We start from the raw sequence: 15,581 nt of genomic DNA on the forward strand, positions 1-15,581 counted from the left end.
GTTTGCAGGTCGCTGAACTGGAGTTTGCGATGGCCGTGATGTCACACTCTTTGGCGCAGGCCGTCGGCTCGCGATGACTGGCGTGCTGCGTGTCCACGCTTTCGCCGCAGCGCAGGCAGGGCCGCGTTTGATCGTGCTGGGCGGTGTACATGGGGACGAGACCTGCGGCACCGCGGCCATTGCGCGCATCGTCCGGGAGATGGACGACGGCGCCATGGAACTGGTGTGCGGCCAACTGACACTTGTGCCCGTCGCCAACCCACTGGCGCGCCGGTTGGGGCGGCGAGAGGGTGAGCGCAATCTGAACCGTTCGTTTCGCCCGGTCGCCCAGCCGCTGGACCACGAAGCGCGCCTCACCAATGCTCTGTGCCCGCTGCTCTCGGCGCACGATGTGCTGTTGGACCTGCACTCGTTCCAGAGTGAGGGCGACGCCTTCGCCATGATCGGCCCGCGCGACAACGACGGGCCGCTGGAACCGTTTCTCCGTGCTTTCGACGAAGGCCAGTTGGCCTGGCAACTCGGTACCTCGCGGGTGGTCGAGGGCTGGCTGGACATCTACGCCGCGAGCATCGCGCAGCGGGGCCAGGAAGCAACGGATGAGGCGCTTGCCTTCGGTTGGGGCACCAACGAGTACATGCGCAGCAAAGGGGGCTACGCCGTCACTCTGGAATGTGGCCAGCACCGCGACCCAGCCGCGCCGGAAGTTGCGTATCAAGCCATCCTCGCGGCCATGCGGCATCTGGGCTTGACAGCAGGCGCGCCGACTGCACCGGCCTCACCGCAATTGCTGCGCCTTGTGTCGGTGACCGACCGCACGGCGCCCGAAGACCTGTTCGTGCGGGAGTGGGCAACGTTCGATGCGGTACGGCGTGGCCAGCAGGTGGCGGCGCGCGCCAATGGACAAGCCGTGTTGGCTCCACAGGACGGCTACATCGTCTTTCCGAACGCACAGGCCGAGCCCGGCACCGAGTGGTTTTACTTCGCGATCGACAGCGATCGCGACCTGCTCACCCGGCCGGTGGCTACGCCTCCTCGGTGACGACCTCGAAGCGAGCCAAGGAGTTGTTGCCGAACACCATGGTGATTGGCACGTCAGCTGCGTCCCGCCCATGCGCGATCGGCACGCGACCGATGCGCGGTGTGTTGTGCCGGGCGTCGAAGGTGTACCAACGGTCACCCAGGTACACCTCGAACCAGGCGCTGAAGTCCATGGGATAGGGCACCGGCGGAATGCCGATGTCGCCCAGATAGCCTGTCACGTAGCGGGCCGGAATGTTCATGCAACGGCACAGCGAGATGGCCAGGTGGGCAAAGTCCCGGCACACGCCCGTCTGTTCGCGGAACCCGTCGGTGGCCGTGCGCGTCGACCGCGCGCCGCCATAGTCGAAGCGCAGATGCCCGTGCACGAAATCGCAGATCGCCTGCACGCGTTGCCAGCCCTGGGGCGTCGAGCCAAACCGGCTCCAGGCCATCGCCAGCAAATCAGCATCGAAATCGCAGTACCTGCTGGGCAGCAAGAACAGCAGCGTCGACACCGGCAGGTTGGCCGGAGCATGCTCGTACGCGTAGGGAGCGTATTCGTCGGGCAGCCCGCTGTCACGGATGACGGCTTCGTTGCGCAGTCGCACCTCGGTCACGCCCACCGGCACGTGGACACGGGCACACTGGTTGCCATACGTATCTTGGTAGTAGTCGGTCCACAAGCCCGGGCTGACGGTGATGTTTTCAGGCGCAACAAGATCTCCGGCGCGCGACGGGTGCACTTGCAGCATGTAGATGAGCGCGGTGGGTGCTGCGACGTTCAGCGCGATGTCATAGCCGATCCGGATCAGCATGGCGACGACGCGAGGTCGGACGGTTGGGTTTTGAGTGCGAACATGCGGACATGGTACGCAAGCTTCGTGCCCTCGGGGCCAAACCGGCCCCCGCGTGCCCGTAGGCGAGGACGCCGGCCTCGGCATCCATGAGCGTTGACGGCCAGCCGGCGTGCCGCAGCGGCGCCGCTGGCCCTGGCGTCCAGATGTGCCGCACGCGCCCGCGCTCCACTACAGTTCGGCCTCATGGCCCTGTCCATCCCGTCCACGCGCGCCCTGCGCCAGGAAATTCGCTTCACGCACGTGTCCTCCGGTGCACGCATCGCCTGGTCGCGCAGCGGGCGGGTGGAGCGCACGGTGCCCACACTGGTGCGAGCAGCGCACTGGATGACGCATGTCGAATACGACGCCGTATCGCCCATCTTTCAGCCTTGGCTGGGACGGCTGGGGCGCGAGCTGCGACTGGTCTGCTACGACGAGCGCGGTTGCGGCCTTTCCGCAGGCGATGACACGCCGTTGGACCTGGCCGCCTCCGTTGAAGAATTGGAGGTCGTCGTCGCGGCCAGTGCCGAACCTCGTGTGGCGTTGCTGGGCATCTCGGGCGGTGCGGCGACCGCTGTGGCCTATGCCGCGCGCCACCCGCAGCGCGTGTCGCACCTGGTGCTGCTGGGCGGTTACACCCATGGGCTGCACCATCGCGCGGTATCGGCCGACAGCCTGGCTTACTTCGAGGCCGTCGCCACCCTGATGCAGCACGGCTGGGGCAAGCCCGATTCCGCCGTGCAACAGTTCTTTTCGGCGTCGTTGATTCCCGACGCCACGCCAGAGCAGCGCGAGGCCATGAACGAGCAACAGCGCCGCTCGTGCGATGGGCGCCGCGCCGCAGCCATCTTCCGCGCGCGTGCGCAGCTCGACGTGCGGCCGCTGCTCCCCCTGTTGCAGTGCCCCACACTGGTGTTGCACGGCGAGCGTGACGCCATGGTCAAGGTGGAACTGGGCCGCGACCTGGCTGCTGCCATACCGGGCGCGCGGTTCGAGGCCCTGCGCACGCGCAACCACGTGCCGCTCCCTGGCGAACCAGCCTTCGAACGCTTTTGCGAAGCGGTGACCGATTTCGTGCTCCAGCGGCCACCGGCCACCGAGGGCGCCTTCACTGCACGCGAGCGCGAACTGCTGGCCTTGGTCGCGCAGGGGCTGGACAACCTGCAGATCGGCGCCCATCTCGGGCTGGCCGACAAGACCGTGCGCAACCAGCTGTCGCGCCTGTACCGACGGCTCGGCGTCGATGGCCGCACGCACGCCGTGGTGCGCGCACGCGAACTCGGCTTCTAACCTGCGCGACGGGGACGCCTGTCCCGCATGAAAGGTCCTGCGGGGCAGCGCCAGGGACATTCGCCTTGCCCGCTGGGCTGTTGGGCCGCCGCCGCATCGGCTGCAATGGATGCACCTCCACTGCACTGATTGCGAGTCCACCATGATGACCCCCGCCGCCCGTTCTCTCCATGTCTTTGGCCTGTACCTGATCGGCGCCGGCAGCCTGCTGCTGCTGGTGCCCGCGCTGCTCCTGGGCCCTCTGGGCCTGCCCGCGCCCGCCGATGCCTGGGGCCGTGTGTCCGGCATGCTGGTGGGCTTTTTGGGCATCTACTACCTGGTGGGTGCGCGCGCTGAACTGCTGTCGTTCATGCGTGCATCGGTCTGGCTGCGGGCCTCGGTGATCGTATGGCTGGGTGCGCTGGTGGCCTTCGACCTGGCGCCGCCGCCCCTGCTGGTCTTCGGTGTGATCGACCTGGCAGCCGCCGCGTGGACGTGGACTGCGCTGCGCACGATGCGCACGGCGTCGATGTTGCGCGCAGCCTGAACGGGAGAGCGCCATGCACACCGTGTTCAATCTTCTGCGGATGTTGGCCGTGGCCACAGCGCTGGTGCAGAGCGCGGCGGCCTGGTCGGCGCCCGTTCTGTTCAGCGCCCAGGTCGAAGGCCATTCCGACATCGTCGGCCTGATCGATCCGACCGGCCCGGTGGTGCAGATCCAGACTGTCGCGAGCGGTGGCGGCACGCTGGGCAGCTTGCGCTACTTTTCTGCGGACGTGGCCAACCTGGGCACCGGCCAGGGCGCGGGGCAGAACCGCTTCGTGGCCGACGACGGCTCGGAGTTGTTCGGCAACTTCACCGTGCAACTGGTGCCGACAGGCGACCCGGCGCTCCTGGAGCTGTTCGGTGACGTCGACTTCAGTGGCGGCAGCGGCCGCTTCCTGGGAGCCGACGGATTTGCGCATTTCACCGGGGCGGGGCGCTTCTTCTCGCGGACCAGCGCCTTGTCGCGCTTCGATTTCGTCGGGGAAATCCATCTGGTCGACGAGCCGGCCAGCTTGGCACTGGTACTGGCGGCGCTGCTGGCCATGTCTTGGCGGAAGCTCAGGGATTCGAACCCTGGAACCCTTGCGGGTTGCCGGTTTTCAAGACCGGTGCAATCGACCACTCTGCCAAGCTTCCTGAAGCCGCGGATTCTAGTCGTCGGCGCCGGGCACAAGCTGCAGCCCGGCGCGCGCTGTCTCACGCCGCCTGCAGCATCCCGCGCTGCTCGATGAAGCGCACCACCTCGTCCAGCCCGGCGTTGGTCTTCAGGTTCGTCATCACAAACGGCTTGAGTTCACCCCGCGCGTTGGTGCGCATGCGGCGCGTGTCGGCCTCCATCACGCCCAGATCGGCGCCCACATAGGGCGCCAGGTCGGTCTTGTTGATCACGAACAGATCGCTCTTGGTGATGCCCGGCCCGCCCTTGCGCGGGATCTTCTCGCCGGCCGCCACGTCGATCACGTAGATCGTCAGGTCCGACAGCTCCGGGCTGAAGGTGGCGGCCAGGTTGTCGCCGCCGCTCTCCACGAACACCACGTCGGCATCGGGAAAGTCTTCCAGCATGCGGTCGATCGCTTCCAGATTGATCGAGGCGTCTTCACGGATGGCCGTGTGCGGGCAGCCGCCTGTCTCCACGCCCATGATGCGCTCGGCCGGCAGCGCGCCACTCACGGTCAGGATGCGCTGGTCTTCCTTGGTGTAGATGTCGTTGGTGATGGCCACCAGATCCCAGCGTTCGCGCATCGCCTTGCACAGCATCTCCAGCAGCGTGGTCTTGCCCGAGCCGACCGGGCCGCCGATGCCCACGCGAAGCGGCGGAAGTTTTTTGGTGCGGCGGGCGATGTGGTGCAGGGCAGACATGGGTGGACCTCGGACGATTCAAGAACGGAACAGCCGCGAGTACTGGGTCTCGTGGCGCGAAGACAGGATGGCCAGCATCGGTGCGAAGGCTTGGCGCGCATCGGCCGGCAGCGCAAGCGCGCGGTCGACAGCCACCGGGATCGCCTGCGCGAGCCGGCCCAGCATGCGCTGGCCGTCGCTCTGGCCCAATGGCACCGCCTTGACGGCAGCCGCCACCATGTTCTCGGCCCAGCCGAACGCGAAGGCCAGGCAGGCGTCGCGCGTGCTGGCCCCGGTCCGCAACGCAGCGAAGGCGTAGGCGACGGGGTAGCAGGGCGTCAGCCCGCCAAAGGCCTGCGCCGCGTCGGCGTGGTGGAGTTTGAGCCACTCCAGCAGCGAGCGGCCCATCTGCTCCGTCTGCAGCAGAAACTCGGCCGACTCGCGCGTGCTGCGCAGCCATTGGTCCAGCATCTGCAGCGCGGCATGGTCGCCATCGGCCCAGGCCTGCATCGCGGCCGCCACCACGGCCAGATCGCTGCGTGCCAGCGACAGATGCAACTGGTCGACCAGCCAGTCACCCGCGCTTTGGGCATTGCCCGCGTGGCCGGCATCGATGGCCGATTCCAGGCCCTCGGAATAGCTGAATCCGCCGATCGGCAGTGCCGGAGAAGCCAGCCAGATCAACCCCAGCAAGGTGGACGCCGACGGGGCCGCGTTGCCGCCAGTCGTCAAAGGCGGCCCAACAGATCGGCCTTCTTGGCTTGGAATTCCGCTTCGTCCAGCACGCCCTTGGCGCGCAGGTCAGCCAGCTTTTCAATCATCGCCAGCACATCCATCGACGGCATGTTGGCGGGCGCTGGTGCGTATGAGGGGGCCGGTGCGAACGCCGGCGCAGGCGCAAACGTCGGGGGGGCAGCTGGCGGTGCGTAGACAGGCTGGCCGTTGACGGAGATCACCGGCAGGCTGGCGACATCGATCAAGCCGTACTGGCTGTTGAAGCTCAACGTGCCGCCGTACGACTGCTGCTGCGAGAAGCCGCCGATCTGGTGGTCCAGCGTGTCGTAGATGGTGACCGTGCCGTTGACCTCGATCGCCAGGCGCTGCGCCTGTGCGAAACAGGCGTAGCGCACGCCGTTCTGGCTGCCCGTGCTGTCGGGCCAGCGCAGGTCGGTGCCCCACCAATCCGGTGGCGGTGGCACGAACAGGCTCGACTCGCCGAACGACGAGCCGGACGACCTGCCACCGCCGCCGCTGAACTGCTCCTGTCCGTTCTGGCTCTGCGATTGGAAGCTGCCGGTGCGCACGAGATCAGGCTGGCTGGCGACCAGGTTGGACAGCTCGAAGCACAGCGCATCGACACGCCCCTTCAGGTGGCCGTTGAACATGTCCGAGACCATGGTCATGCCGCCGCGCATCCACTGGCCGGAGCCAGAGAACTCGGGGTGACTGAACTGCGCCATGCTGCCGTTGCCGCGGATGACGGCGTCCAGCATGCTCATCGCTGCACCGGTGCTGATGCCATGCCGGCGGGCAATCTCGTCGATGACCTGCTGGCCGGCTGGGGATAGTTGGGGCATGGTGTCGCTCGCGAAACGTGGAAGTGAGGGGACAAATTCTGTCAGGGCGGATCAGTGTGCGTGATGACCGTGGTCATGACCATGACCGTCGTCATGGTCGTGCGCGTGATCGTGTTCGTGACCGTGGTCATGGGCGTGGTGGTGGCCGCCGCCGTGCCCCGGGGCCTGCGCGCCATAAGCGCCGCCTTCGGGCTCGAACGCCAACTGGTCCTCGCGCACGATCAGGTGCATGGCGCGCAGCATGCCGGCCAGCACATGGTCGGGCTCGATCTTCAAATGGTCCGGCTTGAGCTCGATCGGCACGTGCCGGTTGCCCAGGTGGTAGGCCGCGCGCACCAGGTCGAACGGTGTGCCGTGCGCGCCGCAGTGCGTGATCACCAGCACCGGCTGCGGCGCGGCCAGCACGCGCACCAGCGAGCCGTCTTCGGCCACCAGCACGTCACCACCGCGCACCAGCGTGCCGCGTGGCAGGAACACGCCGAGCTCCCGGCCCTGCGAGTCGGTCGCGTCGAAGCGGCTCTTCTGGCGCACGTCCCAATCGAGTTCGATGGTGGCGGCGCGCCTGAGCAGAACCGGGGCGAGGCCTTGGCCCTGGGGCATGAGTTTGCTGGCGGTGAGCATGAGGAGCTTGTCGGTGGGCATGAGGGTTGCTAATATAACGTTCGTTATAACGTTGCGTCACCAGGAGCTTGCATGACCGCCATCAAACTGACACAAATCGGCAATTCTGTGGGTGTGATCCTGCCCAAGGAAATGCTGGCACGGATGAAGCTTGAAAAGGGGGACTCGGTGTACGTGACGGATCTGGAAAACGGCATTGCCTTGCGCCCGCATGATCCTGCATTCGAGGCGCAGATGACAGCGGCGCGCGTGGTCATGAAGCGACGGCGTAGTGTGCTGCGTGAGCTGGCGAAATGACGGCTGCCAACGACCCGTGGACCTGGCTGCTGCCCGAGGTTCTTGTCGCCGTCCACGAGGAGCAACTGGCCGAACACGGCGGCGGCGCCGGAACACGCGATGTCGGTTTGTTGGAATCGGCTTTGGCGCGCCCCCGCCAGCTTGCCCACTACGGACAGCCGGATGCCGCAGCGCTGGCTGCGAGCTATGGGTTTGGCATTGCGCGCAACCATCCTTTCGTCGATGGCAACAAGCGCACGGCCTTCGTCGCCGTCGAACTTTTCCTGGAACTCCAGGGCTTCTCGCTCTCGGCGGACGACGGAGACTGCGTGCTGACCATGCTGAAGCTGGCAGCAGGTGACCTTGAAGAATCGCACTTCGCCGATTGGATCCGCAGCCATCTTCATCCGCACGGCTGAAGCTCAGAACAAAAAATACCGCTGCGCCATCGGCAACACCGTCGCTGGCGCGCAGGTCAGCAGCACCCCATCGGCACGCACCGCGTAGGTCTGCGGGTCGATCTCCATCTTCGGCAGCGCGCCGTTGTGCACCATGTGCTGCTTGCGCACGCTGCGGATGTTCTTCACCGCGCTCAGCGTCTTGCGCAGGCCAAAGCGCTCGCCGATGCCCGCCTGCAGACCCGCCTGCGACACGAAGGTCAGCGAGCCCCGCGACAGCGCACCGCCGTACGCGCCAAACATCGGCCGGTAGTGCACCGGCTGCGGTGTGGGGATCGACGCGCTCGGGTCGCCCATCGCCGCCATCGCGATGCTGCCGCCCTTGATGATCGTGAACGGCTTGACGCCGAAGAAGGCCGGCTTCCACACCACGATGTCGGCCCACTTGCCCACTTCCAGGCTGCCCACCTCGTGGCTGATGCCGTGCGCAATGGCCGGGTTGATCGTGTACTTGGCGATGTAGCGTTTGGCGCGAAAGTTGTCGTTGCGCGTGCTGTCTTCGGCCAAGGTGCCGCGCTGCTGCTTCATCTTGTGCGCGGTCTGCCAGCAGCGCATGACCACCTCGCCCACGCGGCCCATGGCCTGGCTGTCCGAGCTGAACATGCTGATCGCGCCGATGTCGTGCAGGATGTCCTCGGCCGCGATCGTCTCCTTGCGGATGCGTGACTCGGCAAAGGCCAAGTCTTCGGCGATGCCCGCGTCCAGGTGGTGGCACACCATCAGCATGTCCACGTGCTCGTCCAGCGTGTTGACGGTGTAGGGCATCGTCGGGTTGGTCGACGACGGCAGGAAGTTCGCCTCGCCCACGACGCGCAGGATGTCGGGGGCATGGCCGCCGCCCGCACCCTCGGTGTGGAACGCGCACAGCGACCGGCCCTTGGTCGCGGCGATCGTGTCCTCCACAAAGCCCGACTCGTTCAGCGTGTCCGAGTGGATGGCCACCTGCGTGTCCGTCGCGTCCGCCACGTCCAGGCAGTTGCTGATGGCCGCTGGCGTCGTGCCCCAGTCTTCGTGCAGTTTGAGGCCGATCACGCCGGCCTCGACCTGCTCGTGCAGCGCCTCGGGCTGGCTCGTGTTGCCCTTGCCCAGAAAGCCAAGGTTCATCGGGAACGCGTCGGCCGCCTGCAGCATGCGCTCGATGTGCCACGGGCCGGGCGTGCAGGTGGTGGCGAATGTGCCCGTCGCCGGCCCGGTGCCACCGCCCAGCATGGTCGTGATGCCCGAGGCCATCGCTTCCTCGATCTGCTGCGGGCAGATGAAGTGGATGTGGCTGTCGATACCGCCGGCCGTGACGATATTGCCCTCGCAACTGATGACCTCGGTGCCCGGGCCGATCACGATGTCCACGCCGCTTTGCACGTCCGGGTTGCCGGCCTTGCCGATGGCGGCGATGCGCCCGTCCTTCAGGCCGATGTCGGCCTTCACGATGCCCCAGTGGTCCAGGATCAGCGCGTTCGTCAGCACCGTGTCCACGGCGCCGGCAGCGCGAGTGCGCTGGCTCTGCGCCATGCCGTCGCGGATCGTCTTGCCGCCGCCGAACTTGACCTCTTCTCCGTAGCCGCCAGCGCGCAGGGTGTGGTCCTGTTCGACCTCGATCAGCAGATCCGTGTCGGCCAGCCGCACGCGGTCGCCCACCGTGGGGCCGAAGATCTCGGCGTAGGCACGTCGTCCAATGGTGGCCATGTCAGAGCTTTCCTTGTACGAGTCCGCGAAAGCCGTAGACCACGCGGTCGCCGGCGAAATCGACCAGCTCGACCGTGCGCTGCTGGCCCGGCTCGAAGCGCACCGCTGTGCCGGACGCGATGTTCAGCCGCATGCCGCGTGCGGCCTCGCGGTCGAATCCCAGCGCGCCGTTGGTCTCGGCAAAGTGGTAGTGCGAGCCGACCTGGATCGGCCGGTCCGCCGTGTTCTGCACGACCAACGTGAGGGTGCGCCGGCCGGGGTTCAGTTCAAGGTCGCCGTCGTCGACGAGCAGTTCGCCTGGGGTCATGGTGGGCGCCTACAGGACTTGGGCGAGCATCGTCGCGCCGAACACGGCGAGCGCTGCGCCTGCGAGGCGCGGCCCCCAGCTGGTGCGCGTGCGCAGTGCCCAACCGGACGCCAGGCCCGCAGCGTGCAGCAGCCCCGTGGCCAGCACCATCCCGGCCAGTGCCGTAGCGCCCCCCGTATCGCCGGCCAGTTCCACACCGTGCGCCACGCCGTGGAACACGGCAAACGCGCCGACCAGCACTGCCGCGACCGGCGTGGGCAGCCGCAGCCGCGCCAGCGTCAACAGCCCGAGCACCAGGAGCGAGGCCGCGATCATCGGCTCGACGGCTGGCAGGCCGACCCCTGCCAAGCCTGCCAGCGCCCCGGCCAGCAACATGGCCGCGAACGCCGCCGGCGCCACCGCCATGTCGCGCGGCTGGCGCGTCGTCAACGCGCTCCACACGCCCACGGCCAGCATGGCGGCCAGGTGGTCCAGCCCCGTGAAGGGGTGGGCCAGGCCGTCGCCGAAGCCGATGTGGGTGTGCGCGCCACCATCGGCGCCGACATGGGCCAGGGCCGCCATCGGCGCGGCCAGCAGCAAGATCGCAAGAGCAGGGCGGATGCGCATCAAACAGTCTCCATCAGGGGGTCAACGAGATTTAGGGTGGTCAGACGATCGGCTGGTGCACGGTGACCAGCTTGGTGCCATCGGGGAAGGTGGCCTCGACCTGGATGTCCGGAATCATCTCGGCGATGCCGTCCATCACGTCGGCCCGCGTCAGCACCTCGCGGCCTTCACTCATCAGCTGCGCCACGGTCTTGCCGTCGCGCGCGCCCTCCATCACGGCGGCGCTGATCAGCGCGATGGCCTCAGGGTAGTTCAGCTTGAGGCCGCGCGCCTTGCGGCGTTCTGCCAGCAGCGCAGCCGTGAAGATCAGCAGCTTGTCTTTCTCACGCGGAGTCAATTCCATTGTTCGCTTCGCTCAGTTGGCGCGTGCGGCCGCAAAGGCCGGCCGAACACGCGGAGTCAATTTGATCTTCGCTAGCACGCAGCGTGCCGGTTCCGTGCGCCAGGCGCAGCGCATGGCATGAAAGCTGCGCTGCCTGCGGGTGCATCCACCGCAAGTTCCTGCCGAGATCGATACCGCGCTGGCCCCCATGCCGTCTGCCGCGCACCGTGCCGCGCTGGACGCCGCGCCGCAACGCATCGTCAAGGTCCGGCGCGATTACAACGACTGGGTGGCGCGCGAGACGATGGAGGACTACGCCCTGCGCTTCACGCCGCAGCGCGCGCGCAAATGGTCCGAATGGCGCGTGGCCAACACCGCCTTCGGGGCCGCCTCGTTCCTGATTCTCGAAGCTGTCGGCGCCACGCTGCTGGTGCAGTACGGGTTCGTCAATGCGTTCTGGGCCATCCTGGCCACCGGGCTCATCATCTTCCTGGCCGGCCTGCCCATCAGCGTCTACGCGGCGCGCTACGGGCTCGACATGGATCTGCTCACGCGCGGCGCGGGCTTCGGCTACATCGGCTCCACGCTGACCTCGCTGATCTACGCCAGCTTCACCTTCATCTTCTTTGCGCTGGAGGCCGCCGTCATGGCCTACGCGCTGGAACTGGCGCTGGGCATCCCGCCGACCTGGGGCTACCTCATTTGCGCGGTGGTCGTCATTCCGCTGGTCACGCACGGCGTCGCCGCCATCAGCCGGCTGCAGGTGTGGACGCAGCCGGTGTGGCTGGTCATGCTGATCGTGCCTTTCGTCTACGTGGTCATGCGCGATCCTGGTGCGTTCTCGGGCGTCGTGCACTATGTCGGTGAGAAATCCAAAGCACCGGGTTTCGATGTGACCTTGTTTGGTGCGGCCTTGACGGTGGGCATCGCGCTGATCACGCAAATGGGCGAGCAGGCCGACTACCTGCGCTTCATGCCGGTGCAGACGGCGGCCAACCGGCGCAAGTGGTGGTTCGGCGTGCTGGCCGGCGGGCCGGGCTGGGTGGTGCTGGGCGTCGTCAAGATGCTGGGCGGCGCCTTGCTGGCCTACCTGGCCATCAGCCACATGGTGCCGATCGACCGCGCGGTGGACCCGAACCAGATGTACCTGGCGGCCTATGAATACGTGTTCCCGCACTACGGCTGGGCGGTGGCGGCCACGGCCGTGTTCGTGGTGATCTCGCAGCTGAAGATCAATGTCACCAACGCCTACGCCGGCTCGCTGGCCTGGTCCAACTTCTTCTCGCGCGTCACGCACAGCCACCCCGGCCGCGTGGTGTGGGTGGTGTTCAACACGCTGATCGCCTTCATGCTGATGGAGATGAACGTGTTCCAGGCGCTGGGCGAGGTGCTGGGCCTGTACTCCAACCTGGCGATCGCCTGGATCATGGCCGTGGTGGCCGATCTGGTCATCAACAAGCCGCTGGGCCTGTCGCCGCCGGGCATCGAGTTCAAGCGAGCGCACCTGTACGACATCAACCCGGTGGGCGTGGGCGCCATGGCGCTGGCCTCGGTGCTGTCGATCACGGCCTACCTGGGCGCGTTCGGGCCGATGGCGCAGGCGTTCTCGGCCGTCATCGCGATGGGCACGGCCTTGGTGGCGTCGCCGTTCCTGGCCTGGGTGACCAAGGGCCGCTACTACATCGCCCGGACGTCAGAGCCGCACGCAGGCCACGGCACTTCATCGCTCGCGGCTCTCGATGCGGTGCAGCCCGCCGCTGCCCGTGCCAGCGCGCAGTACTGCGTGATCTGCGAGCGCGAATACGAAGGCCCGGACATGGCCCACTGCCCGGCCTACCAGGGGCCCATCTGCTCGCTCTGCTGCACGCTGGACGCCCGCTGCGGCGACCTCTGCAAGCCCCGCGCCTCGCTGTCCTGGCAGTGGTCGTCGGCCTTGCGCTGGCTGCTGCCGCGCCGCATCTGGCCGTATCTGGACACGGGCCTGGGCCACTTCATCCTGCTGATGCTGGTCGTCGTGCCCACACTTGCGACGGTGTTCGGCCTGCTCTACAGCCAGGAGACGACCACGGTGGAAGACGGCGCGCTGCGCCTGGCCGAAGAGGCTCTGCGCTCGGGCTTCGTCAAGGCCTACATGGCGCTGCTGCTGATCGCCGGCATCGTCGCCTGGTGGTTCGTGCTGGCGCACAAGAGCCGTCAGGTGGCGCAGGAGGAATCGAACCGCCAGACGCACCTGCTGATGCGCGAGATCGAGTCGCACCGCCAGACCGATGCCGCGCTGCAGCAGGCCCGGCTGGTGGCCGAGCGCGCGCGCCAGCAGGCCGACCAGGCGAACCAGGCCAAGAGCCGCTACATCAGTGCCATCAGCCACGAGCTGCGCACGCCCCTCAACAGCATCCTGGGCTATGCGCAGCTGATGGGCGAAGACCAGGCCGTGCCGCCGCACCGCAAGCACGCGGTGCACGTGATCCGGCGTGGCGGCGAACACCTGCTGCAGCTCATCGACGGCACATTGGACATTGCCCGCATCGAGTCCGGCAAGCTCACGCTGACCATGAAGCCCATGGCGTTTGCCGACACCGTGCACGAGGTGGCCGCGCTGTTCGAGCTGCAGGCGCAGGACAAGGGCCTGGCCTTTCACTTCGAAGCCGAGGGCGCGCTGCCCGAGGTGGTGCGCGCCGACGAGAAGCGGTTGCGCCAGATCCTCATCAACCTGCTGGGCAACGCCATCAAGTTCACGGCCACGGGCCAGGTGCGCTTCCGTGTACGTTACCAGCGCGAAATGGCCGTGGTCGAGATCGAGGACACCGGCCCCGGCATCGCGCCGGACGAGCTTGCGCGCATCTTCGAGCCGTTCGAGCGCGCGGCCCATGTCAGCTCGCCCGGCCCGGCCGCGCCGGGTGCCGGCCTGGGCCTGACGATTGCCAAGATGTTGACCGACCTGATGGGCGGCGAGTTGACTGCCAGCAGCACGCCCGGTCAGGGCTCGGTGTTCAAGGTGCGGCTGTTCCTGCCCGAGCTGCATGGCGCGCCCGGCCGGCCTGCTGCCAAGCCCGCCCCCGCGCCGCCGCGCCGTGGCTACGCGGGCCAGCGCCGCCGCATCCTGGTGGTCGACAACGAAGAGGCCGACCGCGAACTGCTGGTGCATCTGCTGGAACCGCTGGGCTTCGAGTTGCGCACCGCCGCCAGCGGCCATGACTGCCTGGACCTGTTGGTCGCCGGCTACCGGCCCGATGCCATCCTGATGGACCTGGCCATGCCCGGCATCGACGGCTGGGAGACCGTGCGCCGCCTGCGCGCGCTGCTGCCCACGCCCCCGCAGGTGGCCATCGTCTCGGCCAACGCGTTCGACAAGGGGCTGGAGAACGATGTCGGCATCCGGCCCGAAGACTTCATGGTCAAGCCGGTGCGGCTGTCCGAGCTGCTGGACTGGCTGGGCCGGCAACTGTCGCTGACCTGGGTCGAGCAGCCAGCAGCACCGGCCGCACCCTACGCGCCGCTGCCCGCGACGCTGGTCTACCCCGAGCCGCCGGCCCTGAATGCCCTGCAAAGCGCCATCGACCTGGGCTTCGTGCGCGGCATCGCCAACATCCTGGACGCCATCGCGCGCGACCAGCCGCAGTGCGCCGCCTTCGTCGCGCAGATGCGTGGCCTGTCGCGACAATTCCAGTTCGAAGCCATGGGCAAAATCCTGCACGATGCACGCCGACTCGCTTGACCAGACGCTGGACCGCGCCAACAGCGACGTGGTGCTGATCGTCGACGACGTGCCCGACAACCTCTCGGTGCTGCACGATGCGTTGGACGAATCGGGCTACACCGTGTTGGTCGCCACCGGCGGCGAGATGGCCCTGCAGCGTGCCGCCCAGGCCCGGCCCGACATCGTGCTGCTGGACGCGATGATGCCGGGCATCAACGGCTTCGAGGTCGCGCGCCGGCTCAAGGCGCAGCCCGCCACGGCGCACATCCCCATCATCTTCATGACCGGCCTGACCGAGTCCGAGCACCTGGTCGCGGCGCTGGAATCTGGGGGCGTCGACTATGTGACCAAGCCCATCAAGCCCAAGGAAGTGCTGGCCCGCATGGGCGTGCACCTGCAGGGCGCGCGCGCGGCACGCCAGCAGGCCCAGCAGGCCGGCCAGGCACGCAACGCGCTGGACGCATTCGGCTACGCCAGCATCACCGTGCGGGTGTCCGATGGCCGCCTGATGTGGCAGACCGCGTTGGCGCGCGAGCTGCTGCAGCGCTACTGCGGCGAGCCGGCGCCCGGCACTGCCAACATGTTGCCCGCGCCGGTGCTGGACTGGCTGCGCCTGCATGTGGCCGATGCAGAACGCCAGATCGAGCCGCCGCCGCTGGCGCTGGAGCAGGGCGCGCGCCGCCTCACCTGCCGGCTGCACCAGCAGACCGGCGACCACGAGGGCGGCGGCGACTGGCTGATCGTCATGCGCGAGGAATCAGACGCCGCCGTCATCGACGCCATGAGCCTGTCGTTCCGCCTGACCGCGCGCGAGGCCGAGGTGCTCTACTGGCTTGTCAAGGGCAAGACCAACCGCGACATCGGCGACATCCTGGGCGCCAGCCCGGCCACGGTGAAGAAGCACCTGGAGCGCGTCTACGTGAAGATGGGCGTGGAGACGCGTACGGCAGCCGCGTCGATCGCCATGCAGCGCGTGCGGCAGCTGCACCCGCAGTTCCAGGGCTGACGCGGCCTCGGTCCGCGCG

Annotated in this window: 16 protein-coding genes and 1 tRNA gene; 7 read left to right on the plus strand and 10 right to left on the minus strand. The window is 67.6% G+C overall.

The window, feature by feature from the left end; translation table 11 throughout:
- The first annotated feature begins 73 nt into the window (after positions 1–73).
- The gene (locus AC099J_RS18500) at positions 74–1,039 is read left to right on the plus strand and encodes a M14 family metallopeptidase (protein WP_479616752.1); all 966 of its coding nucleotides are present in this window, start codon (positions 74–76) and stop codon (positions 1,037–1,039) included.
- Here the strand turns inward: AC099J_RS18500 and AC099J_RS18505 are convergent.
- On the minus strand, positions 1,023–1,835 hold the full coding sequence (locus AC099J_RS18505; RefSeq protein WP_479616753.1) for a transglutaminase-like domain-containing protein: 813 nt from the start codon (positions 1,833–1,835) through the stop codon (positions 1,023–1,025). The two genes, AC099J_RS18500 and AC099J_RS18505, sit on opposite strands and share 17 nt — an antisense overlap.
- Before the next feature lie 225 nt (positions 1,836–2,060).
- On the opposite strand from AC099J_RS18505, the gene AC099J_RS18510 reads away from it, so the two are divergent.
- Positions 2,061–3,146: an alpha/beta fold hydrolase gene (locus tag AC099J_RS18510; protein WP_479616754.1), complete on the plus strand. Its 1,086-nt coding sequence runs from the start codon at positions 2,061–2,063 to the stop codon at positions 3,144–3,146.
- A gap of 142 nt (positions 3,147–3,288) precedes the next feature.
- Positions 3,289–3,672: a hypothetical protein gene (locus AC099J_RS18515; RefSeq protein WP_479616755.1), complete on the plus strand. Its 384-nt coding sequence runs from the start codon at positions 3,289–3,291 to the stop codon at positions 3,670–3,672.
- Between the two features lie 547 nt (positions 3,673–4,219).
- On the opposite strand, the gene AC099J_RS18520 is transcribed toward AC099J_RS18515, so the two are convergent.
- From AC099J_RS18520 to ureE, 5 genes are all read right to left on the minus strand, one after another.
- Positions 4,220–4,307: transfer RNA gene (locus AC099J_RS18520), tRNA-Ser, on the minus strand.
- Positions 4,308–4,367: 60 nt separating this feature from the next.
- Positions 4,368–5,030, minus strand: coding sequence for an urease accessory protein UreG (gene ureG / locus AC099J_RS18525; protein ID WP_479616756.1), 663 nt, complete (start codon positions 5,028–5,030; stop codon positions 4,368–4,370).
- An 18-nt stretch (positions 5,031–5,048) separates the two neighbouring features.
- A complete protein-coding gene (locus tag AC099J_RS18530) occupies positions 5,049–5,741 on the minus strand; it encodes an urease accessory protein UreF (protein ID WP_479616757.1) in 693 nt (230 codons plus the stop codon).
- Complete coding sequence (locus AC099J_RS18535; protein ID WP_479616758.1) at positions 5,738–6,586, minus strand: SHOCT domain-containing protein; 849 nt, start codon at positions 6,584–6,586, stop codon at positions 5,738–5,740. The genes AC099J_RS18530 and AC099J_RS18535 overlap by 4 nt, the downstream gene beginning before the upstream one ends.
- A gap of 51 nt (positions 6,587–6,637) precedes the next feature.
- Positions 6,638–7,207, minus strand: coding sequence for an urease accessory protein UreE (gene ureE, locus AC099J_RS18540; protein WP_479616844.1), 570 nt, complete (start codon positions 7,205–7,207; stop codon positions 6,638–6,640).
- Positions 7,208–7,279: 72 nt separating this feature from the next.
- On the opposite strand from ureE, the gene AC099J_RS18545 reads away from it, so the two are divergent.
- A complete protein-coding gene (locus AC099J_RS18545; protein WP_479616759.1) occupies positions 7,280–7,504 on the plus strand; it encodes an AbrB/MazE/SpoVT family DNA-binding domain-containing protein in 225 nt (74 codons plus the stop codon).
- Entirely contained in the window at positions 7,501–7,902 is a 402-nt protein-coding gene (locus AC099J_RS18550; RefSeq protein ID WP_479616760.1) for a type II toxin-antitoxin system death-on-curing family toxin, read from the plus strand. The genes AC099J_RS18545 and AC099J_RS18550 overlap by 4 nt, the downstream gene beginning before the upstream one ends.
- A 3-nt stretch (positions 7,903–7,905) precedes the next feature.
- Here the strand turns inward: AC099J_RS18550 and ureC are convergent, their stop codons facing one another.
- The 4 genes from ureC to AC099J_RS18570 are packed head-to-tail and all read right to left on the minus strand — an operon-like array spanning position 7,906 to position 10,880.
- A complete protein-coding gene (gene ureC, locus AC099J_RS18555) occupies positions 7,906–9,624 on the minus strand; it encodes an urease subunit alpha (protein WP_479616761.1) in 1,719 nt (572 codons plus the stop codon).
- Position 9,625: 1 nt separating this feature from the next.
- Positions 9,626–9,931: an urease subunit beta gene (locus tag AC099J_RS18560; RefSeq protein ID WP_479616762.1), complete on the minus strand. Its 306-nt coding sequence runs from the start codon at positions 9,929–9,931 to the stop codon at positions 9,626–9,628.
- Positions 9,932–9,940: 9 nt separating this feature from the next.
- Complete coding sequence (locus AC099J_RS18565) at positions 9,941–10,537, minus strand: HupE/UreJ family protein (protein WP_479616763.1); 597 nt, start codon at positions 10,535–10,537, stop codon at positions 9,941–9,943.
- Positions 10,538–10,577: 40 nt separating this feature from the next.
- Positions 10,578–10,880, minus strand: a complete 303-nt coding sequence (locus AC099J_RS18570; protein ID WP_479616764.1) for an urease subunit gamma — start codon at positions 10,878–10,880, stop codon at positions 10,578–10,580.
- A gap of 187 nt (positions 10,881–11,067) precedes the next feature.
- Here AC099J_RS18570 and AC099J_RS18575 point away from each other — a divergent pair, with 187 nt between their 5' ends.
- Positions 11,068–14,574: a hybrid sensor histidine kinase/response regulator gene (locus tag AC099J_RS18575; RefSeq protein WP_479616765.1), complete on the plus strand. Its 3,507-nt coding sequence runs from the start codon at positions 11,068–11,070 to the stop codon at positions 14,572–14,574.
- A complete protein-coding gene (locus tag AC099J_RS18580; RefSeq protein ID WP_479616766.1) occupies positions 14,555–15,562 on the plus strand; it encodes a response regulator in 1,008 nt (335 codons plus the stop codon). Before AC099J_RS18575 ends, AC099J_RS18580 begins: the two co-directional genes overlap by 20 nt.
- Positions 15,563–15,581 lie beyond the last annotated feature (19 nt).

The sequence above is a fragment of the Rhodoferax sp. RT4P68 genome (genome assembly GCF_056521305.1).